This is a genomic window from Micromonospora sp. C28SCA-DRY-2 (assembly GCF_030519475.1).
Classification (GTDB): domain Bacteria; phylum Actinomycetota; class Actinomycetes; order Mycobacteriales; family Micromonosporaceae; genus Micromonospora.
This window is the reverse complement of sequence record NZ_JAUMKD010000006.1, coordinates 299177-320869: the sequence shown is the minus strand read 5'-3', so window position 1 is coordinate 320869 and position 21693 is coordinate 299177. Positions and strand designations below refer to the sequence as shown.

Below are 21693 nucleotides of genomic sequence, written 5' to 3'. Positions count from 1 at the left end.
CGGCCGCTCGTAGAATCCGCGGATGGCTTCCCCCACCGACCTGCGCACCGCCGACCCGGTCGAGGTGCTGCGCCGGGTGTTCGGCTACGACGCCTTCCGCGGCTTCCAGCAGGAGGTGATCGAGCACGTGGTGGCCGGGGGCGACGCGCTGGTGCTGATGCCCACCGGGGGCGGCAAGTCACTGTGCTACCAGATCCCGGCACTGGTCCGCCCCGGCGTGGCGGTGGTGATCTCGCCACTGATCGCGTTGATGCAGGACCAGGTCGACGCGCTGACCGCGGTCGGCGTACGCGCCGGGTTCCTCAACTCGACCCAGGATCCCGACGCCCGCCGGCGGGTCGAGGCGGCGTTCGTCGCCGGCGAGATCGACCTGCTCTACCTCGCCCCCGAGGCGCTGGGCACCCGCTCCGCCCAGGCCCTGCTCGACCGGGGCGAGATCGCCCTGTTCGCCATCGACGAGGCGCACTGCGTGTCGCAGTGGGGGCACGACTTCCGCCCCGACTACCTGGCCCTGTCGATGCTGCACGAGCGCTGGCCCGACGTGCCCCGCATCGCGCTGACCGCCACCGCGACCAGCGCCACCCGCGCCGAGATCGCCACCCGGCTCAAGCTCACCGACGCCCGGCACTTCGTGGCCAGCTTCGACCGGCCCAACATCCAGTACCGGATCGTGCCCAAGCGGGAGCCGCGCAAGCAGTTGCTCGCCCTGCTGCGCGACGAGCACCCCGGCGACGCGGGCATCGTCTACTGCCTGTCCCGCGCCTCGGTGGACAAGACCGCCGAGTTCCTCACCGCCAACGGCATCCCGGCCCTGCCCTACCACGCCGGCCTGGACGCGGCCACCCGCGCCCGCAACCAGCAGCGGTTCCTGCGCGAGGACGGGCTGGTCATGGTGGCGACGATCGCCTTCGGCATGGGCATCGACAAGCCGGACGTGCGGTTCGTCGCGCACCTGGACCTGCCGAAGTCGGTCGAGGGCTACTACCAGGAGACCGGCCGGGCCGGGCGGGACGGCCTGCCGTCAACCGCCTGGCTCGCGTACGGGCTGCAGGACGTGGTGCAGCAGCGCAAGATGATCGAGACCTCGGAGGGCGACCTGGCCCACCGCCGGAACCTGGCCGCCCACCTCGACGCGATGCTGGCGCTCTGCGAGACGGTCCGCTGCCGCCGCGCCCAACTGCTCGACTACTTCGGCGAGCGGCGGACGACCGAGTGCGGCAACTGCGACACCTGCCTGAACCCGCCGGAGTCCTGGGACGGCACGGTCGCCGCGCAGAAGCTGCTCTCCACGGTGTTCCGGCTCGACCGGGAGCGCAACCAGCGCTTCGGCGCCGGGCACTGCATCGACATCCTGCTCGGCCGGGCCACCGACAAGGTCACCCAGTACGGCCACGACTCGCTGACCGTGTTCGGCATCGGCGGCGAGCTGCGCGAGGCCGAGTGGCGCGGGGTGGTCCGCCAGCTGCTGGCCGAGGGCCTGCTCGCCGTCGAGGGCGACTACGGCACCCTGGTGCTCACCGACGCCAGCGCCGAGGTGCTCGGCCGCCGCCGGACGGTGATGATGCGCCGCGAGCCGGAGAAGGTCGCCCCGTCCCGGGCCGCCAAGCCGCGCGGGTCGGCCACCGTCGTCGCCGAGCTGTCCCCGGCGGCGACAGCGGTCTTCGAGCGGCTGCGGTCCTGGCGGGCGGCCACCGCCAAGGAGCAGGGTGTCCCGGCGTACGTGATCTTCCACGACGCGACGCTGCGGCAGATCGCCACCGACGCGCCGGCCTCGCTGGCGGAGCTGTCCCGGGTCAGCGGCGTCGGGGAGAACAAGCTGGCCAAGTACGGCGAGCAGATCCTGACTGTCCTGGCCGACGGGGCCGGCCCGGCCTGACCCGCCCTCGACGCCGGCCGGGCGTCGCCGGCCCCGGCCCGGGCCACCGGGCAGCCCGGTGGCCCGAGGTGCGTCAGCGGAACCGGTCGGCGTGCGCGGTGACGAAGTCGGCGAGCGTACGAGGCGGCCGACCGGTCAGCTCGCGGACGGCACCGGTCGTGCTCGCCCACCGGCCGTCACCGACGAGGCGCATCAGGGTGGCGAGGTCGTCGGCGGCGGCGGCCGGCATCCCGGCCGCCCGGAGTCGCTCGGCCATGGCGGGCACGGTGAGGTCGACGTACCGCACGGGCCGGCCCAGGGTCCGGGTCAGCACCTCGCCAATCTCCTCGTGCGTCGGCGCCTCGGACCCGGTCAGCACCAGCGTTTCGTTGTCGCCCACGGGCCGGGTCAACAGGACGGCGGCCACCTCCGCGACGTCCCTGGCGTCGATGTAGCCCACCCGGCCCGGGCCGTAGGAGCCGTGGAACCGCCCCTGTTCGTCGCCGTCGAAGGCGACCTCCGTGAAGAGGTTCTGCATGAAGCCGACCGGCTGGAGGATCGACCAGGCCAGCCCGGAGCGCTTCAGGTGTGCCTCGACCTCCCCGTGCATACCGAGGCCGAGCAGTCCACCGGGGGTGGCGCCGCGCACCGACACCTTCACGACGTGGGCGACGCCCGCCTCGGCGGCGAGGTCGACGAGCTTCCGCTGTTGCCTGACGAAGTCCGGCCCGAGGGAGCTGTTCAGCAGTAGCCGCGCCCCCGGCTCGAGGGCCTTCCTGATCGAGTCCGGGTCGTCGAAGTCGCCGACGACGTAGCTGCCGCCCAGCTCCGCGCCCTGCCGGTGCTGGCGCACCACCGCGCGGCGGCGTACGCCCCGCCGGTCGAGTTGCCCGATCAACGCGCGGCCGATCTGCCCGGCCGCCCCGGTCACCACGATCATGCCCACCTCCTAAGCGGAATGCGTCCCTCCGGTTATGTGGGTTACCCTAACCGGAAGAAGACGTTCCGGATAGGGGTCGGCATTGAAGATCGGTGACGCGGGGCCGGAGCAGTTGCGGGCGGACGCCGCACGGAACCTCGGCAAGATCCTCGCCGCCGCCCGCACGGTGATGGCCGAGCAGGGACTTGCCGCCCCGATGGACCTGATCGCCCGTCGGGCCGGCGTCGGCATCGGCACGCTCTACCGCCGGTTCCCGACCCGCGAGGCGCTCATCGCCGCCGTCGCCGAGGAATACGTGACGGACCTCGTGGCCGTCACCCGCCGCCTCGGTGAGAGCAGCCGGGACGCCCGGACGGCGCTGCGCGGACTGGTCCACTGGTGTGCGGACCCCGGCCGGGGCGCCCTCGCCGCCGCGTTGGCCGACCTGTCGACGGCGAGCTTCCATGCCTCGCCGTCGTTCGCCCGGGCCCGCCAGGAGTGGCTCGAACTGCTCGACGACCTCGTCCGTCGCGGGCAGCGGGACGGGCTGGTCCGCCACGACGTCGGCACCGGCGACGTCGTCCTGCTGCTGAACGTCTTCGCCTGCCATCCCGACCGCCTGCCGGGGCACGTCGCCGCGCAGCCCGCACGGTATCTGCACCTCGTGTTCGACGCGCTCATGACCGGCCCGCCGGCCCCGGACGCCCTCCCGGGCGCACCCGTCGACCTCGACGCCGTCCGGTAGGACGGGAAACGGACACCCGGCCGCTGCTCTCACGGCCTGCGCGTCATCCGCGACGCCCCACCAGCGTGTCGAAGCGACCCGGCACCGGTCGCCCGCGGTCTGTCGGTGCTGCCGCCTATGTTCCTCTCCATGGATATGCCGGGCAGCGCTCCGCGGAGCGACGTCACTCGCCGCGCACCGAGCTTTGTGGATCTTCGCCCGTCAGCTGCGGATCCCGATGCGTACCTGACGGTGCTGCGTGCGGCGGACTGGTCGGCGTTCACGCCGGTGCGTGACCTGCCGCCGTTGCGCGCCGCGTTGGTCGCGCTGGAGCAGGCGTACGGGGTGACCGAGGCGCATCGGTTCGCGACCGCGCGGGTCAGGGCGGCCGGCGCGGTCCTGCGTCATCCCGACGTGCATCCCAGGGAGATTCACGCCTTCGCGTTGAGCCCGTGCGGTCGTTACCTGGCAGTCGGCAGTCACTGCGGTGACGACTACGAGCGCGGCGCGGCGTTGCAGATCTGGGAGGTGCCCACCGGCCGCTGCGTCAACGTGCTCGACGGCATCCGTGGTGGTGTCGGCTGGCCCGGCCACCCGGGGCTGTTGCAGTGGTCCGCCGACGGCCGGCGCATCACGGCGGCCTTCGACACCAACGTGGTGGGGGCGTGGGATCCGTTCGGCGAGAGCGTCGAGCCGATCGGGGCCGCGGCCGTGACCGACGGGTCCGGGCGGCCGCCCGGGTTCGCCCTGGCCCCGGACGGCACCCGTGCGTACGTGCACGTCGGGTTCGACCGGCAGGTGTCGGGCTGCCTCGTCTCCCTGACGAACGGCTGGGTCTACGACGACGAGATACCCGACGGCGGGGAGCACGACGGCGGTGACGAGCAGGCGTCGGTGCTGTTGCTGGCCGACACGCTCCCCGACTGGGCCGAGGACGCATCCGAGCCCAGATGGCTCTACCCCGAGCAGTCCGTGTGGTCGCGGGACGGAACGCGGATCTTCGCCCGCGCCGAAGCGGGCGAGGTGTACGCGATCGACGTCGACAGCCGGCAAGTGTGCTGGCTCGTTGACACCGCAACGCCGGGAGCGGCGGTGTCGTGGAGCCCCGACCAGCGGCTGGTGGCCTACCGGTCGCAGGGCCGACTCGTGATCGCCGAAACGACGACCGGCCGACCGGTCGCCGACCTGCCCCAGCGCCCCGGCGCCGGCGAACTGCGCTGGGCGGACCGCAACGGCCTGAGCCGACTGGCAGTCGTGATCCCCGCCGGCAACGAACCCGGCGCTCGACCCGCCGTCGCCATCTACGACAACGGCGAACACCGCTACGACCTCGACGTGGCGCTCCCACACATCGACACCGCCGAAGAAGATCACACCGCCTGGGCGTGGGCGCCCGACGGCGACCGCGCGGCATGCCTCACCACCGGCGGCCACATCGAAATCTGGTCGCTGGCCGGAGAGCCTGAACGGCAGCACGTCGTCGACGCGGCCGAAGACACCAGCGGAGTGCTCTGGGGCGCGGACGACGTCATCATCGCCACCGGCGGGACGACCCTACGGTTCATCCGGCCCGCAACCGGCGACATACCCGGAGACGTCACGTTCCTGCGCCAACCACCCGGCCCCCGCCCGCTGGAGCTCGACCGCGTCGACACCGGCGACGACATCCGCCGCGACCTCGGTCTGGACCCCACCTTCGCCCTGACCGCCGACACCTGGGCGGTCGCCTTCGAAACCGGACTCGTCATCGCCCCCGAGACACGGCGCGACGCCCTCGACAAGGCCCTCACCTGGACCATCGACCGCCGGCACGCCTGGCCGACCCGTTGGGGCGACCTCGACATCGTCCCCGACGCCGCCACCGCCGCCGACCGCCTCGGTCCGCCGCTGGCACCGTACCTCGACCGCTTCCGCGGCCGGCCCGCACCGGCCACCACACCATGGCCACCACCGAACACCGCCACCCTGGAGGACCTGTACCGGGTAGCCCTGGAATCGGTACGGCACCTCGCCGCCGGGTGGCACACCATCGTCAGCGAGAACCTCATGGTCGCGGCACTGCTGCGCGCCCGTCGTGGCGAGGCGACCGGCGCCCTGGAACTGGTGGCGGCGATCCCGATCGACAACCTCCGGGTCACGGCCGCGAAGCGGGTGGAACGGCTCCTGGCCGCCGCCAGCGGCAACCCAGGCACCGTCCAGCAGGTCGAGCCGGCGTCCCGGCTCGGCCAGGCGGAGATCAACTCTCTCGCGGAGGCCTACGCCACGCTCCAGGCTCTCCCCCGAAGCCAGCGTCGTCACCCGACCAGACAACTGATCGACCAGGCTGCGCGGTGCCGCCACATCAGTGCCGTGCTCGATCTGCTCGCGCGGCTGCCCGACGACGACTTCAACGACCGGCCCGGCGCCGCATTCCGAGCCCTCCGGACGCTCACCCGGGAAAACGCCTCCTGATACGCATCTGCCCTGCCGTGAGGTTACGGCGACTCCGGCTCGGCGCCGCCGCGCTGCTCCGGCCCGGCGGCTGCGTCGTGTTCCCCCGACCCGGCGGTTCTGCCGCGCTCCCCCGACGCGCCGTCGTTGCCGGCCAACCGCGCGAGGATCGCCTCGGCGGTGCGCCGGCCCACGCCGGGCACCTCGGTGATCTCCTCCACCGTGGCGGCCGAGAGGCGCTTGAGCGAGCCGAAGTGCCGCAGCAGCGCCTTGCGCCGTACCTCCCCCAGGCCGGGGACCTTGTCCAGCGCCGACTCCGTCATCCGCTTGGAGCGCCGCTGCCGGTGGAACGTGATGGCGAACCGGTGCGCCTCGTCGCGAACGCGTTGCAGCAGGTAGAGCCCCTCGGAGGTGCGCGGCAGGATGACCGGGAACTCGTCGTCGGGCAGCCAGACCTCCTCCAGCCGCTTGGCCAGCCCGCAGAGCGCCACGTCGTCGATGCCCAGCTCGGCGAGCGCCTGGGCGGCGGCCGCGACCTGCGGCGCCCCGCCGTCGACCACCACCAGCTGCGGCGGGTACGCGAACTTGCGCGGCCGGCCGGTGGTCGGGTCGACCAGCGCGCCCACCCGGGGCTCGTCGCCGTCGGTCTGGCCGGCGGGGGCGCCCGGGTCGTCGGCCGCCTCCACGCCCGCCTCGCCGGTCTCGGCACGGGAGTCCAGGTAGCGGGCGAAGCGGCGGCGCAGCACCTCGGACATCGCGGAGAGGTCGTCGGTGGCGCCCCGGATGATGAACCGGCGGTACTCGCTCTTGCGCGGCAGCCCGTCCTCGAAGACGACCATGCTGGCCACCACGTCGGTGCCCTGGATCTGCGAGATGTCGAAGCACTCGATCCGCAGCGGCGAGGTCCGCATGCCGAGCGCCTCGCTGATCTCGTCGAGCGCCTTGCCGCGGGTGGTCAGGTCGCCGGCGCGGCGCAGCTTGTGCCGGGCCAGCGCGTCCTTGGCGTTGCGCGCCACCGTCTCCAGCAGGGCCCGCTTGTCGCCGCGCTGCGGCACCCGCAGGCTCACCCGGCTGCCCCGGTGGCTGCCGAGCCAGTCGGCCAGCGCGTCGGCGTCGGCGGGCAGCTCGGGCACCAGCAGCTCGCGCGGCACGTCGGCCTCGCCCTGCTCGCCGCCGTAGACCTGGGTGCAGAAGTGGTGCACCAGGTCGCCGGTGGTCAGGTCCTCGGTCTTCTCCACCACCCAGCCGCGCTGGCCGCGCACCCGGCCGTCGCGGACGTGGAAGACCTGGACGGCCGCCTCCAGCGGGTCGTCGGCGAACGCCACCACGTCGGCGTCGGTGCCGTCGCCGAGCACCACCGTCTGCTTCTCCATCGCCCGGCGCAGCGCGGCGATGTCGTCGCGCAGCCGGGCCGCCCGCTCGAACTCCAACTGCTCGCTGGCCTCGGCCATCTCGCGTTCCAGCTTGCGCACCATGGTGTCGGTGCGGCCGGCCATGAAGTCGCAGAAGCCGTCGACGATCTCGCGGTGCTGCTCGGCGGAGACGCTGCCCACGCAGGGCGCCGAGCACTTGCCGATGTAGCCCAGCAGGCAGGGGCGGCCGACCTGGCCGGCCCGCTTGAACACCCCCGCCGAGCAGGTACGCGCGGGGAAGACGCGCAGCAGCAGGTCGAGCGTCTCGCGGATGGCCCAGGCGTGCGAGTAGGGCCCGAAGTAGCGCACCCCCTTGCGCTTGGCGCCGCGCATCACCTGCAGGCGCGGGAACTCCTCGTCGAGGGTGACCGCGAGGTAGGGATACGACTTGTCGTCGCGGTAGCGGACGTTGAACCGGGGGTCGTACTGCTTGATCCAGGTGTATTCGAGCTGGAGCGCCTCGACCTCGGTGCCGACGGTGACCCAGTCGACCGACTCGGCCGTGGTGACCATCTGCTGCGTGCGCTGGTGCAGGCCCCAGAGGTCGGCGAAGTAGGAGTTGAGCCGGCTGCGCAGGTTCTTCGCCTTGCCGACGTAGATCACCCGGCCGGTGCCGTCGCGGAAGCGGTAGACCCCGGGCGACTCCGGAATGGTGCCGGGCGCGGGACGGTAGGTCGAGGGGTCAGCCACGGCAGCAAGCCTAGTCCGCACCCCCGACAGCCCTCGGCCGGCGCGGCGGACGCCCCGGCCGGCCGCCCGTCGGCCGGGAGGCGGCAGCCCGGGGCGTCGCCCCACCGGGGACACCCCGGGCTGCCGCAAGGGCCGGTCGCGCCCGGGCGGTCAGGCGAACGAGATCTGGTCGCCGGTGACCTTGACGTCCTTCGGCGCCAGCGGCTTGGTGGCCGGACCGGCCTTGACCGAACCGTCGGCGATGGAGAACTTGCTGCCGTGGCAGGTGCAGTTGATGGTGCCGCCGTCGACGTTCGTCACCGGGCAGCCCTGGTGGGTGCAGATCGGGTCGAAGCCCTTGAACTCGCCGGCGGACGGCTGGGTGATCACGACGCCCTCCGCGGCGAGGACCACGCCGCCGCCGACCGGGACGTCCGCGGTCCGGGCCAGCGACTGCGCCCCCTGCCGGTCGCCGCCGCCGGCGTCGCCGGAGCTCGGTACGGCCGGCCCGCCGCTGGTCGGCGCGGACCCGTCACCGGAGTCCTCGCCGCCGCAGGCCGCCAGGACCACCGCCGCCCCGACCGCTCCCGCACCGGTGAGCAGGGCCCGCCGGGTCTGGGTGACCGGCCCGGTCAGCTCCTGATCGTCACTCATGCCTCGCCTCTCTCTCGGCTGCCGCCGCCCCTCATGATCCCGCGGCCGCACCTGGTGACACGCACCACGGTCCCGACCGGTTCACCCGATCGGGACGGCCGCTGCCCCTCCCCGCGCGGGACAGCGTCCGTTGATCACGAGGTTAGCCGCGGGTCGACGGCGGTGACGGCCGTCGATCCCGCGGCCACCGTGGGATCCGTGGTGGCGGGTCAGCGGGCGGAGGCCGCCGCCTTGCGGGGGGCGCGCTTGGTGCCGTTGGCCTTGGCCGCCCGGGTGGTGGCCGCTGTCGCGCCCTTCGCCGCGCCGTCGAGCTTGAGCACCTGGCGCAGGAACTGCCCGGTGTGGCTCTCGGCGACCTCGGCGACCTCCTCCGGGGTGCCGGTGGCCAGCACCGTGCCGCCCCGGTGCCCGCCCTCGGGGCCCATGTCGATCAGCCAGTCCGCCGACTTGATCACGTCGAGGTTGTGCTCGATGGTGATCACCGTGTTGCCCTTGTCGACCAGGCCCTCGAGCACCATCAGCAGCTTGCGGATGTCCTCGAAGTGCAGGCCGGTGGTCGGCTCGTCGAGCACGTAGACCGTCCGCCCGGTGGAACGCTTCTGCAACTCGGAGGCGAGCTTCACCCGCTGCGCCTCGCCGCCGGAGAGGGTCGGCGCCGGCTGCCCGAGCCGGACGTAGCCGAGGCCGACGTCGACCAGCGTCCTGAGGTGCCGGTGGATGGCCGGGATGGCGGAGAAGAACTCGGCCGCCTCCTCGATCGGCATCTCCAGCACGTCGGAGACGGTCTTGCCCTTGTAGTGCACCTCCAGGGTCTCCCGGTTGTAGCGAGCGCCCTTGCAGACCTCGCAGGGGACGTACACGTCGGGCAGGAAGTTCATCTCGATCTTGATGGTGCCGTCGCCGGAGCACGCCTCGCAGCGGCCGCCCTTGACGTTGAACGAGAACCGGCCGGGGCCGTACCCCCGGACCTTGGCCTCGGTGGTCTCGGCGAAGAGCTTGCGGACGTGGTCCCAGACCCCGGTGTAGGTGGCCGGGTTGGACCGTGGCGTCCGCCCGATCGGCGACTGGTCGACGCCGACGACCTTGTCGACGTGCTCCAGCCCGGAGACCCGGGTGTGCCGGCCGGGCACCAGCCGGGCGCCGTTGATCTGGTTGGCCAGTACGGCGTAGAGAATGTCGTTGACCAGGGTCGACTTGCCGGAGCCGCTGACCCCGGTGACCGCGATCAGCTGGCCGAGCGGGAACGACACCGTCAGGTTGCGCAGGTTGTGCTCCCGCGCGCCGTGCACCACCAGCTCGCGGCCCGGGGTCTGCGGACGGCGCGTCGACGGCGTCGGGATCGACTTGCGGCCGGACAGGTACGCCCCGGTCACCGAATCCTGGTTCTCCAGCAGCGCCGGCACCGAGCCGCTGTGCACGATCTTGCCGCCGTGCTCGCCGGCGCCCGGACCGATGTCGACGATCCAGTCGGCGGTACGGATGGTGTCCTCGTCGTGCTCGACGACGATCAGCGTGTTGCCCAGACCGCGCAGCCGGACCAGGGTCTCGATCAACCGGTGGTTGTCGCGCTGGTGCAGCCCGATGGACGGCTCGTCCAGCACGTAGAGCACGCCGACCAGGCCGGAGCCGATCTGGGTGGCCAGCCGGATGCGCTGCGCCTCGCCGCCGGAGAGGGTGCCGGCCGGCCGGTCCAGGGAGAGGTAGTCCAGGCCGACGTCGAGCAGGAACCGCAGCCGGGCGTTGATCTCCTTGAGCACCCGCTCGGCGATCATCTTCTGCCGGTCGGTCAGCTCGATGCCGGCCAGCAGCTCGGCGCACTCACCGACCGAGAGGTTGCAGACCTCGGCGATGCTCTTGCCGGCGATGGTGACCGCGAGCACCTCGGGCTTGAGCCGGGCGCCGCCGCAGGCCGCGCAGGGCACGTCCCGCATGTAGCCCTCGTACTTGTCGCGCGACCACTCCGACTCGGTGTCGGCGTGCCGGCGCTCGATCCACTGCACCACGCCCTCGAAGCCGGTGTAGTAGGAGCGCTCGCGGCCGTACTTGTTGCGGTAGCGCACGTGCACCTGGTCGTCGGAGCCGTGCAGGATGGTCTTCTGCGCCCGGGACGGCAGGGCCCGCCACGGCGTGTCGACGTCGAAGTGCTCGGCCTCGCCGAGCGCCTCCAGCAGCCGCAGGAAGTATTCGAGGTTGTGCCCGGTGGCCCAGGGCTGGATGGCGCCCTCGCGCAGGGTGCGCTCCGGGTCGGGCACGACCAGCTCCGGGTCGACCTCCTTCTTGGTGCCCAGGCCGGTGCACTCCGGGCAGGCGCCGTAGGGGGCGTTGAAGGAGAAGACCCGGGGTTCCAGGTCCTCGATGGCGAGCGGGTGGTCGTTCGGGCAGGCCAGGTTCTCCGAGAAGCGGCGCTCCCGCTCCGGGTCGTCCTCGGGCAGGTCGACGAAGTCGAGCAGGACCAGCCCACCGGAGAGGCCCAGGGCCGCCTCGACCGAGTCGGTGAGCCGCTGCTTGGCGCTCGGCTTGACGGTGAGCCGGTCGATCACCACCTCGATGGTGTGCTTCTCCTGCTTCTTGAGCTTCGGCGGCTCGGTCAGCGGGTGCACCACGCCGTCGACCCGGGCCCGGGCGTAGCCCTTGGCCTGGAGCTCGGCGAAGAGGTCGACGTACTCGCCCTTGCGGCCGCGGACCACCGGGGCGAGCACCATGAACCGGGTGCCCTCGGCCATGCCGAGCACCCGGTCGACGATCTGCTGCGGGCTCTGCCGCGAGATCCGTTCGCCGCAGACCGGGCAGTGCGGCTCCCCGATGCGGGCGAAGAGCAGGCGGAGGTAGTCGTAGACCTCGGTGATCGTGCCGACGGTGGACCGCGGGTTGCGCGAGGTGGACTTCTGGTCGATCGAGACGGCCGGGCTGAGGCCCTCGATGAAGTCGACGTCCGGCTTGTCCATCTGGCCGAGGAACTGCCGGGCGTACGAGGAGAGCGACTCGACGTAGCGGCGCTGCCCCTCGGCGAAGATCGTGTCGAAGGCCAGGCTCGACTTGCCCGACCCGGAGAGCCCGGTGAAGACGATCAGGGCGTCCCGGGGCAGGTCGAGACTGACGTCACGCAGGTTGTGTTCGCGCGCGCCACGGATGATCAGTCGGTCGGCCACTGCCGTGTACTCCCGGTGAGGAAGAGGAGGAGGATCTGTCCGCTCCGTGATGGTTCTGAGCGGTTGTGCGGGCGCAGAAAAGCGCCTCGGCAACTCTAGCCCCGAGGTACGACACTTTTCTCCGCCGGCACATTCCCCCAGCTCAGACCGGTCGGCCGCGCCCACGGTCCGGCGGCGCCGGGAGGCTCCGGGGGCACCTCGCGCCGACTCGGGAGTGACTCACTCCGCCCCGCCCGACACACCCCGGACCCGGCCCACCCGACGCCGGCAGGCGCCGGCTGCCGGCAACGCGCCGGGGCGCCGGGATGCGTCGGGCGGCTCAGAGGCCGCCGGGCGAGGGTGGGCGGGCCGGCCGGTTCGCCCGTCGGCGGGCGCCGCGCCAGCCGCCCCGGCGCTCGGCGGCCAGCCGGGTCTCCCGCCGCCGGGTCTCGTACGCCACCTCCCGTTGCAGCCGCCGCCAGCTCTCCCAGCGCCGGGGCGGCAGCTCCCCGCTCTCCAGCGCCTCGCGCACCGCGCAGCCGGGCTCCCCGTCGTGCCCGCAGTCGCCGTAGCGGCAGCCGGTGGCGAGTTCGGCGATGTCGGCGAACGCCCGGTCGAGCCCGGCCGAGCCGTCGAGCAGGCCGACCGCGCGCACCCCGGGGGTGTCCAGCACGGCCCCGCCGCCGGGCACCGGGACCAGGGCCCGCCAGGTGGTGGTGTGCCGGCCCTTGCCGTCGACCCGGCGGATCGCCTGGGTGGGCATCACCACCGTCCCGGCCAACGCGTTGACCAGGCTCGACTTGCCGGCGCCGGACGGGCCGAGCAGGGCCAGCGTGCGGCCGGGCGCCACCTCGGCGCGCAGCGGTTCCAGCCCGGTGCCGCGCTCGGCGCTGACCGGCAGCACGGGCACCCCGGGCGCGACCGCGGCGAGCTGCCGGGCGACCGCCGCCGGGTCGGCCGCCAGGTCGGCCTTGGTGAGCACCACCAGCGGCCGGGCGCCCGACTCGTGGGCGAGGGAGAGCAGCCGCTCGATCCGGCCGACGTCCGGCTCGGGGTGTACCGGTTCCACCACGGCGGCGGCGTCCAGGTTCGCGGCGAGCACCTGGCCGCTGGCGTCCTTGCCGGCGGTCCGGCGGATCAGCGCGGTACGCCGGGGCAGCACCGTCTCGACGGTGATCCGCCCGTCCGGCCAGGTGCCGAGCAGCACCCAGTCCCCGGCACAGGGCAGCCGGGTCAGGTCGTGGGCGGCGGCGGCCAGCACCGGCCCGCCCAGGGTGGCGCGCACGGGGCCGTCCGCGCCGAGCACGGTGCACACGCCGCGGTCGACCCGGGCCACCCGGCCCGGGCGATGGTCGGTACGGCGGTGCGGGTGTGCCGCCCGGTCGGCGTCCCAGCCGAGGGCGGTCAAATCGATGGTCATGCAGTCCTCATCGGTGTCGGAGTGGGTGACGTACGGGCGCTGAGACCGGCATGATCACCACCTCCTCCGAGTCCCGGTGCCGCGTTGGAGCCGACGGTAGGGGCCCCGGCGACGCGCCGAAAGCGATTTCCCCGGCGACGGGCGGGCGCCCGACGGATAGGGTCGGACCGTGACCACGGATCCGCTCCTGCTGACCGGTGAGGTGGACGACGCCACGGCGCGCCTGCTGCGCACCGCGGCCACCTTCGACAGCGCGGACATCGCCGCCGCGTCGCTGCTGCCGGGCTGGACCCGCGGGCACGTGCTGACGCACCTGGCCCGCAACGCCGACGGCTTCGTCAACCTGCTCACCGCGGCCCGGACCGGCGAGCAGGTGCCGATGTACGCCTCGGCGGCGGCCCGGGCCGCCGACATCGAGGCCGGCGCCGGCCGCCCGCCCGAGGCCCACCTGGACGACCTGCGCCGCTCGGCCGACCGGTTCGCCGAGGCGGTGGCCGCGATGCCCACCGAGGCGTGGACGGCGACCGTCGACACCCCGCGCGGCCCCAAGGTGGCGGCCCTGCTGGTGTGGGGCCGGCTGCGGGAGTTGGAGGTGCACCACGTCGACCTGGCCGCCGGGCACCGCCCGGCCGACTGGCCCGAGGCGTTCGGTCACCGGCTGCTGCACGAGGTGGCCACCGACCTGGCCGAGCGCGGCGACGCGCCGCCGATGGTGCTGCGGTTCGACGGCAGCCGGCACGAACTGGTGATCGGCGACCGGGCGCACGCGCCGGTGGTCACCGGCGCCGCCCCCGAACTCGCCGCCTGGCTGATCGGACGCAGCCGCGGCACCGTGCTGACCGTCACCCCGGACGGTCCGCTCCCCGAGCCACCGGAATGGATATAGACACCGTCATGACCTACCGCGGAGACGTCTCACCCGGCGGCGCGCCGGCCGTACGCGAGCTCGACCGGCTCACCATCACCAAGGTGTCGGTGGGCCCGATGGACAACAACGCCTACCTGCTGCGCTGCCGGGCGACCGGCGAGCAGTTGCTGATCGACGCCGCGAACGAGGCGCCGCGCCTGCTGGAGCTGGTCGGCGACGCCGGCCTGGCCACCGTGGTCACCACTCACCAGCACATGGACCACTGGGTGGCGCTGGAGGAGGTGGTCGCCAAGACCGGCGCCCGCGCCCTGGCCCACGCCGACGACGCGGCGGGGCTGCCGATCGAGTCGGAACCGCTCGCCGACGGTGACACGGTGCGGGTCGGTGACTGCCCGCTGGAGGTCATCCACCTGCGCGGGCACACCCCGGGCTCGATCGCGCTGCTCTACCGCGACCCGGCCGGCATCCCGCACCTGTGGACCGGTGACAGCCTCTTCCCGGGTGGGGTGGGCAACACCAACAAGGACCCGCAGCGGTTCGGCACGCTGATCGACGACGTCGAGCACAAGCTCTTCGACCGGCTGCCCGACGAGACCTGGTTCTACCCGGGCCACGGCAAGGACAGCACCCTCGGCGCCGAACGCCCCGCCCTCCCCCAGTGGCGCGCCCGCGGCTGGTAGTCCCGCGGTCATGACGCGGCCTCGGGATTGGTCCCTGGTCGGCGCTGCGTGTCCGGGATATGGCGGCATCCCGAGCCTGCGGACACCCCGATATCCCGGACACGGTGTGGGTCACCAGTACCTGGCGAATCGCCAGCGACACCAGCCCCACAACCCCGTCGGCCCGGCTCGCCCGACCCGGCGGCGACGGAACCCAAGCCGCGCGGACGACCTCGGCCACGCCGGGGAGGGGCTCGCCCGCGACCGGCGCGGGGATCAGGCCTGACCGCCCGGAGCCGGGCACGGGGCCCCCACCCGCCAAGCGCAGCTCAGGCGGTCAGCGACCGCAGCCGCCGCCGCGTGCCCAGCAGCACCAGCGTGGCCAGCAGCAGACCGACCCCCATGGTCACCAGCATCGGGCTGGCCGAGCCGGGCAGCAGCCCGGCCAGCGACCGGGACGCGGTGCCGAGCACCAGGTAGAGGCCGGCCCAGGCGGCGGCGCCGAGGGTGGCGCAGCCGAGGAAGCGCCGGTACGACATCCGCAGCCCGCCGGCGGCCAGCGGCAGCAGCGCGTTGAACACCGGCAGGAACGGGGCGATCAGCACCATCCGGCCACCCCCGCGGCGCAGGATCCCCTCGGCCGCCGCCCAGCGCGACTCGCCGATCCAGCCGCCGACCCGGCTGCGTCGCAGCCGGTCACCCCACCGGCGGCCGGCCAGGAAGCTCAGCGACCAGCCGGCGAGGCAACCGACCACCACGGCGGTGAACGTGGCCAACCCCGTCGCCGGCCGCCCCACCCCGACCGCGGCGAGGATCGCCACGTCGCCCGGGACCAGCACCCCGAGCAGCGGCACGGCGTCGAAGAGCATGACCACTCCGAGCACCCCCATCAGCAGGGTGATGGGAAGCTCTCCGACCTGGGCCAGCCAATCCGCCATGCCCCGTACGCTATGACCCGCGGACCATCTTGGACATCGGGTTTGCTCCCCCACCCGCCCCTGAGTCCCGCTCGGGGTCGTCCCTGAGTCGGTCCCCGCCTCAGCGGGGGCGCAGCACCTGCACCCGGCGCACCGGCGAGTCGACGCTGGGCTCGGTGGTGGGCACCGGATAGTCGGCGACCACCGTCAGGCCGTCCGCCGGCAGATGCCCCCGGCCGGGGTCGCCGACCAGCACGTCGGCGCCGGTGGCGGCGACCCGGCGCAGGAAGGCCAGCATCCGCGCCGCCAGCGGCCCGTCGTAGAGCACGTCCCCGGCCACCAGCAGGTCCACCCCGGCGCCGTCGGTGTCGAGCAGGTCGCCACCGGTGGCCGCGACGGCGACCCGGTTGGCCCGGGCGTTGACGGTGACCGCCGCCACCGCGTACGGGTCGATGTCGTTGGCCACCACCCGACGGGCGCCGGCGAGCGCCGCGGCGATGGCCACCAGGCCGGAGCCGGCGGCCAGGTCGAGCACCCGGCGTCCGCTGGCCAGTTCCGGGTGGTCGAGCAGGTAGCGGGCGAGGGCCTGCCCGCCGGCCCAGACCGACGCCCAGTACGGCGGCGGAAGGTGGCGTCCGGCGTGCGCCTCCATCCGGGCCCACCAGACGATCGCGTCCTCGGCCAGGTGCAGCCGCACCTCGGGGACGAACGGCGTACGCACCAGCCGGAGCCGGTCCAACCCACCGCCGGGGGCGAGGATCTCCCGCTCCAGGTCGGTCAGGGCGGCGTGCGCGGCGTCGGTCACCGGCGCAAGCATGCCGTAGCGGGCCGGCCGCCGGGCGGCTTTCACGATGCCGGCCGGCGGAACTGTCGACACCACCTGCGGCACTTCGCCCGGCAGATCGGGGTTTGGCCGGTTACTGTCGACAAGGTACAGGGCGATCATCGGCCGAGACGGCCGGCGGTCAGCCGCTTCGAACAGGAGAGATGCATGGCAACCGGCACGGTCAAGTGGTTCAACTCGGAAAAGGGCTTCGGCTTCATCGAGCAGGACGGCGGGGGTCCGGACGTGTTCGTCCACTACTCGGCGATCGCGACGAGCGGTTACCGGGAGCTGAGCGAGGGCCAGAAGGTCGAGTTCGAGGTGACCCAGGGGCAGAAGGGTCCGCAGGCGGACAACGTCCGGCCGATGTGACCGGAGCCGGGGCGGCGGCCGTGGCCCGGCCGCCGCCCCGGCACGTCAGCGTCGTTCCGGCCCGGCGGGCAGGTCGCGCCGCCGGCGCAGCGGACCGACCAGCAGGATCAGCGGGGTGAGCGCCAGCCAGCCGGTCATCACCCCGAGCGCGGCGCGGGTGCCGAAGGCGGCGCCGAGCGCACCGGCGGCCACCGCGGCCAGCGGGATGGTGCCGTAGTTGAGCAGCTGCATGCTGACCGTCACCCGGCCGAGCAGGTGGTGCGGCGGGTACGCCTGCCGGAAGCTGCTCTTGAGCACGTTGCCCACCGCCACCCCGAGGCTGACCAGCACCCCGCCGAGCGCTGGCCAGGCCAGCCCGGCGCCCGGCCCGGCCAGCGGGATCAGCAGCGCGGGCGGTCCGGTCAGCGCCGCCGCCAGCAGCATCGTCCGCGCCGTGCCGACGCGACGCCCGAGCGCGGTGGCCAGCACCGCGCCGACGACACCACCGAGGCTCATCACCGCCACCAGCACGCCGACCGGGCCCGGCGCGACGTCCACCTCGCGGACCAGGAAGACCACCAGGACGGCCTGGTAGCCGACCAGTCCGATGTTGCTGGCCGCGCCGAACAGCGTCAGCACCCGCAGGTACGGATCACCGGCGACGAACCGGATCCCCTCGGCGATCTCCCGGCGCAGCGAGGACGTCCGCCCGGCCCGCTCCGGCCGGGGTTCGGCCCGGCGGATGCGCAGCAGGCAGGCCGCGGAGACCAGGAAGCTCAGCGCGTCCAGCAGCAGCGCGGTGACCGCGCCGGCGAGCTGTGCCACCAGGCCGGCGATCCCGGGGCCCAGCACGTAGCTGGCGGTGTGGGTGGCCTGGATCCGCGCGTTGCCCGCCGGCAACTGCTCCGGGCGCAGCAGGACCGGCAGGTAGACCTGGTCGGCGGTCTCGAAGAAGACCCGGGACACCCCACCACCCAGGGCCACCACCAGCAACTGCCCGACGGTGAGCACCTCCAGCACGGCGGCCAGCGGCACGCTGAGGAACAGCAGCGCCGAGGCCACGTCGCAGACGATCATCACCGGGCGGCGGCGCAGCCGGTCCACCCAGGCCCCGACCGGCAGGCCGATGAGCAGCCAGGGCAGCCAGGCGGCGGCGGTGAGCACCGCGACGGCGAAGGTGCTCGCGTCGAGCACGGTCACCGCGACCAGGGGCAACGCCACCGCTGTGACGTTGCTGCCGAGACTGCTGACCGCCTGCGCGGCCCAGAGCAGCCGGAAGTCGCGGTGCCCGCGCAGCCCGCTGGCCGGGCGGGGGTCGGCGTCCCCCGCCCGCTGGTCCGGGACGGCGGGTCGGGTCGCTGCCGGCGGGCTCACGGCCGGGCCGGGATGCCGTGGGCGAACAGGAAGACCGGTTCGCGGTGGCGGCCGTCGTCGAGCGCCTTCCGCTCGGCCCACCGGGCCAGCAGGTCGGTCAGCTCGCGGCCCAGCTCGGCGAGCTCCTCCGGAGTGAGGTGCAGCCAGCGGTCGACGGAGAACGGGCCCTCACCCCAGGCGTCGTGCGCGTCGTCGCCGGCGGCGTGCCAGGCCCGGGCCAGCGCGACGTGCCGGTCGAGGTTGAGCGAGGTGGCGGCGTCGGCCACCGCCCGGGCGGCCGGGTCGTCGTCGAAGTCGGCGCTGGACCAGGCCACTGACCGGCTGACCAGGCGCCACCACCGCTCGCGGCGGTCGCGCGCCAGCTCCGGCGCCTCGGCGACCAGGTCGGCGGCGGCGAGCACCTTGAGGTGGTGGCTGACGTTGGCCGGAGCCTGTTCGGTGCGCTCGGCGAGGGCGCCGACCGTCGACGGCCCGTGCACCTTCAGCACATCCATCAGGCGCCGGCGCAGCGGGTGGGCGAGCGCGGCCAGGACGCGCGAGTCGGTCACCTGGCGTACGTCGGGGTTGGGCATGCCGCCAGCCTGACATTGGCAAGAGCAGTTACGCAAGAGCTATTGCGCAACTCTTCTTGCTGACTCGTGCTCCGGCCGGCGGTCGGGTGGCGGCGAGCGGCGGGAAGCAGGCGGGACCGGGCCTGATGCCGCGGAGTTCGTCGGGCCGACTCCGCGGCATCACGCTCGCCGGACACCGGGCACGACCGCCCCACGCCCTGCCCGGGGTCGGGTCAGGAGGCCAGCCGACGGGCCAGTTCGTCGGCGACCTGCCGGGCCATCGTGGGTGGGATCGCCGCGGCGATCTTCTCCGGGGTCAGCCCGGCCAGTACCCCCGCGATGATCGCCGGTTCGTCGGTGACGTCCCGGCCGGCGAGTTGGCTCAGCGCCGTCTGCACCGCGCTGAGCTGCGCGCCGAGACTCTTCAGGCTGGGGTGCGGCACGACGTAGCTGGTGTTCAGGTGGTCCTCCCCCATCGCCATCCGGGTGTAGATCTGCCCGACCGGGTTGCGGCCGTCGAGCACTGTCAGGTTGCGGTGGATGGTTTCCAGCCAGGCGTGTTCCTGCGGGGTCATGTCGTCTCCCTCGATCAGGCCGATGGTGGTCAGGTAGCGGCGGAACAGCGGGGTCTGGTCCCGGCCCGCCTTGATCGCGTCGCGGAAGAAGCTGAAGTGGGTGTGCCACAGGTGGGAGTCGTCGCCGGTGCTGCGCCGCCCGAGCCGGTCCCACCGCCGGACGACCCTGCCGTCCGGGGAGTAGATGATCTCCCGGATGTCCCGGGTGTCCGGGGCGTTGGCCGCGCACTGGCCGACGCACCAGACGGAGAAGCTGCGCAGGTCGTGGGTGCGTCCGCCGGAGCTGACCTGGAACTGCCCGACGTCGAGCGCCGCGGCGTCCAGGGTCAGCCCGTTGCGGTCCCGGGGCGACTCCACCACGGAGTAGTCGCCGGCGACCACCCGGTCGGAGCCGCAGTGGTAGCCGCCGCGGTGTGCCGAGTCGCCGACGATGCCGACCTCGGCCGGTTCGAGGTCCTGGCTCCGTACCCGGTTCGGATCGACGTTGAGATGGGCGAGCAGCAGGTTGCGCACTGTCAACAGATTGGTGGGTGCGCGCGTCATGGGTCCCCCTCGTCGGGTCGGGGGCCGGGCACGACTGTGACGCCGCGTATGCGGCGAGGGGGCTACACGCGCGAGCCCGGCCAACTGGTGCACAACGCCGGGCGTTGCCCAACCATAGCTCGGTCGATGGACGAACGCCCAGTTCAGGACGGGTCTGTTCAGCGTGGACGGAGCGGCGGAGGGGACTCCAGCACGGGCAGGACGATCGCCGAGGGGTGCTCGGGGTCGTGCAGGATCTCCCGGCGACCGGCACGCAGCGTGACGGCGGTACCGAGCGGTTCCCCGGTGCCGGGGTTGCGCGCGTACCGGGGGTGCGCGCCGCCGGAGACCTGGACCCGCAACCGGTGCCCGGGCGCGAACCGGTGGGCGGTGGGCCACAGCTCCACCGGCACCCGTACGACGCCGGCCTGGTCGGCCGGGTAGCGGCCGGGCTCGATGCGGACCAGCCCGTCGCAGACGTTCCAGGACCGGCCGCGCCGGTCCACGTCGCACAGTCGCACGAAGACGTCGAGATGGGACAGCTCGCTGCGCACGTGCACCTCGGCGTGCACCGGGCCGGCCACCTCGACCGGGTCGGCGAGCGGCGCGCTGGTCCAGGTGAGCACGTCGGGCCGGGCCTCCACCGGGCGGTTGTCGACCGGCCCGGCGCGCTGGGCGACGAGCAGCGGGCCGCCGAGGGAGGGGGTGGGGTCGGCCGGGTCGTACCAGAATCCGTCCGGCGCGGACTGCACCGGCGCACCGGTGGTCAGCGCGCCGGCCGGGTGCAGGTGCCACCGGGTGGGGGTGGCCGGCGGCGGCCAGTCCGGCAGGTCCCGCCAGCCGCCGCCGGCGCCGCCGACGTGCACCCGCACCGGCGCGGTCCGGCTCCCCGGGCGGCCGGCGAGGTGCTCGTCGAGCCAGTCCAGCCCGTCGCGCAGGGCGGCGACGAACAGGCCCGGGCTGCCGTGGGTCCACGGCCCGACGGTCAGCCGGGGCGCGGCGCCGGCCGCGCGCAGGGCGGCGAAGTCACGCAGCTGCGCCGGCAGGAAGATGTCGTGCCAGCCGCTGACCATCGTCACCGGCGCGCGCACCTGGGCGATCCGGTCGTCGAAGACCCGGGTACGCCAGTAGTCGGCGGCCGGGGTGTGGTGGCGCAGCCACTCCTGGAAGAACGGCACGGTGACCCCGGTGGCGATCCGGTCCGCCTCGGCCAGCGGCAGGTGGCTCAGCGCGGCGACCAGCCGGGGCTGCCCGCGTTTGAGTTCCCACTGCCGGGTCAGCCAGGGCACGGTCTGCGCCTGCAGCAGCTCGGCCCAGGTGAGCACGGTGTCCAGCGCGAACGAGTCCCCGGCGTAGGTGGAGTCGCGGGTGGCCGAGGCGGTCACCACGGCCACCATCGCGCGCAGCTCGTCGCCCGCGTCGGCGGCCAGGGCCCACTGCACGAACCCCTGGTAGCTGGCGCCGAACATGCCGAACGCCCCGGTCCACCAGCGCTGGCGGCGCAGCCAGTCCAAGGTGTCCAGGCCGTCGTCGCGCTCGTGCACCAGGGGCTCGAACGCCCCGCCCGAGCCGTACGTGCCGCGGCAGGACTGGATCACCACGTGGAAGCCCCGTTCGGCGGCGAGGCGGCCGAGCAGCCGCATCGGCCCGCCCCGCCCGTACGGGGTGCGGATCAGCACGACCGGCGCGCCGGGCAGGTCGGGGGCGTAGTGGTCGGTGCGCAGCAGCACCCCGTCGCGGACCCGCACCGGGAGGTCCCGGGTCAGGGTGACCCGCCGGGTGCGCGCGGCGGGCAGCCGCAGCACCGCGGTGGCGGCCCGGGTGGCCAGCCGGTCCAGCACC

Annotated in this window: 16 protein-coding genes and 1 pseudogene; 6 read left to right on the top strand and 11 right to left on the bottom strand. The window is 73.8% G+C overall.

The window, feature by feature from the left end:
• The first annotated feature begins 22 nt into the window (after positions 1–22).
• Positions 23–1876: a DNA helicase RecQ gene (recQ, locus tag Q3W71_RS24290; RefSeq protein ID WP_302921746.1), complete on the top strand. Its 1854-nt coding sequence runs from the start codon at positions 23–25 to the stop codon at positions 1874–1876.
• Between the two features lie 73 nt (positions 1877–1949).
• On the opposite strand, the gene Q3W71_RS24285 is transcribed toward recQ, so the two are convergent.
• The gene (locus Q3W71_RS24285; protein WP_302921745.1) at positions 1950–2795 is read right to left on the bottom strand and encodes an NAD(P)H-binding protein; all 846 of its coding nucleotides are present in this window, start codon (positions 2793–2795) and stop codon (positions 1950–1952) included.
• 82 nt (positions 2796–2877) lie between these two features.
• Between Q3W71_RS24285 and Q3W71_RS24280 the strand changes: the two genes are divergently transcribed.
• Together Q3W71_RS24280 and Q3W71_RS24275 are read left to right on the top strand one after the other, a co-directional pair.
• On the top strand, positions 2878–3519 hold the full coding sequence (locus Q3W71_RS24280; protein WP_302921744.1) for a TetR/AcrR family transcriptional regulator: 642 nt from the start codon (positions 2878–2880) through the stop codon (positions 3517–3519).
• 117 nt (positions 3520–3636) lie between these two features.
• Complete coding sequence (locus Q3W71_RS24275; protein WP_302921743.1) at positions 3637–5949, top strand: WD40 repeat domain-containing protein; 2313 nt, start codon at positions 3637–3639, stop codon at positions 5947–5949.
• 23 nt (positions 5950–5972) lie between these two features.
• On the opposite strand, the gene uvrC is transcribed toward Q3W71_RS24275, so the two are convergent.
• From uvrC to rsgA, 4 genes and pseudogenes are all read right to left on the bottom strand, one after another.
• Positions 5973–8030, bottom strand: a complete 2058-nt coding sequence (gene uvrC, locus Q3W71_RS24270) for an excinuclease ABC subunit UvrC (RefSeq protein WP_302921742.1) — start codon at positions 8028–8030, stop codon at positions 5973–5975.
• 150 nt (positions 8031–8180) lie between these two features.
• Positions 8181–8663 (bottom strand): Rieske (2Fe-2S) protein, encoded by a 483-nt coding sequence (locus Q3W71_RS24265; protein ID WP_302921740.1) that lies wholly within the window; start codon positions 8661–8663, stop codon positions 8181–8183.
• 251 nt (positions 8664–8914) lie between these two features.
• A pseudogene (gene uvrA / locus Q3W71_RS24260) lies at positions 8915–11812 on the bottom strand (excinuclease ABC subunit UvrA); the annotation flags it as partial.
• Between the two features lie 319 nt (positions 11813–12131).
• Positions 12132–13211, bottom strand: a complete 1080-nt coding sequence (gene rsgA, locus Q3W71_RS24255; RefSeq protein WP_302921738.1) for a ribosome small subunit-dependent GTPase A — start codon at positions 13209–13211, stop codon at positions 12132–12134.
• Positions 13212–13380: 169 nt separating this feature from the next.
• Between rsgA and Q3W71_RS24250 the strand changes: the two genes are divergently transcribed.
• A complete protein-coding gene (locus Q3W71_RS24250; protein ID WP_302921737.1) occupies positions 13381–14097 on the top strand; it encodes a maleylpyruvate isomerase family mycothiol-dependent enzyme in 717 nt (238 codons plus the stop codon).
• Positions 14098–14105: 8 nt separating this feature from the next.
• Complete coding sequence (locus Q3W71_RS24245; protein WP_302921736.1) at positions 14106–14759, top strand: MBL fold metallo-hydrolase; 654 nt, start codon at positions 14106–14108, stop codon at positions 14757–14759.
• 308 nt (positions 14760–15067) lie between these two features.
• Here the strand turns inward: Q3W71_RS24245 and Q3W71_RS24240 are convergent, their stop codons facing one another.
• Positions 15068–15676 carry a DedA family protein gene (locus Q3W71_RS24240; RefSeq protein ID WP_302921735.1) on the bottom strand — a complete coding sequence of 203 codons (609 nt, stop codon included), beginning with the start codon at positions 15674–15676 and terminating at the stop codon, positions 15068–15070.
• 100 nt (positions 15677–15776) lie between these two features.
• Complete coding sequence (locus Q3W71_RS24235; protein ID WP_302921793.1) at positions 15777–16472, bottom strand: methyltransferase; 696 nt, start codon at positions 16470–16472, stop codon at positions 15777–15779.
• A gap of 174 nt (positions 16473–16646) precedes the next feature.
• Here Q3W71_RS24235 and Q3W71_RS24230 point away from each other — a divergent pair, with 174 nt between their 5' ends.
• A complete protein-coding gene (locus Q3W71_RS24230; protein WP_088992880.1) occupies positions 16647–16850 on the top strand; it encodes a cold-shock protein in 204 nt (67 codons plus the stop codon).
• Between the two features lie 45 nt (positions 16851–16895).
• Here Q3W71_RS24230 and Q3W71_RS24225 read toward each other — a convergent pair whose 3' ends face one another.
• The 4 genes from Q3W71_RS24225 to Q3W71_RS24210 all read right to left on the bottom strand — a co-directional run bounded on the left by Q3W71_RS24225 (position 16896) and on the right by Q3W71_RS24210 (position 21692).
• Positions 16896–18203, bottom strand: coding sequence for an MFS transporter (locus Q3W71_RS24225; RefSeq protein ID WP_302921734.1), 1308 nt, complete (start codon positions 18201–18203; stop codon positions 16896–16898).
• Positions 18200–18775, bottom strand: coding sequence for a helix-turn-helix transcriptional regulator (locus Q3W71_RS24220; protein ID WP_302921733.1), 576 nt, complete (start codon positions 18773–18775; stop codon positions 18200–18202). The genes Q3W71_RS24225 and Q3W71_RS24220 overlap by 4 nt, the downstream gene beginning before the upstream one ends.
• A 212-nt stretch (positions 18776–18987) precedes the next feature.
• Positions 18988–19872 (bottom strand): hypothetical protein, encoded by an 885-nt coding sequence (locus Q3W71_RS24215; RefSeq protein ID WP_302921732.1) that lies wholly within the window; start codon positions 19870–19872, stop codon positions 18988–18990.
• A 158-nt stretch (positions 19873–20030) separates the two neighbouring features.
• Positions 20031–21692, bottom strand: a complete 1662-nt coding sequence (locus tag Q3W71_RS24210; protein WP_302921731.1) for a CocE/NonD family hydrolase — start codon at positions 21690–21692, stop codon at positions 20031–20033.
• Between the last annotated feature and the right edge of the window lies 1 nt (position 21693).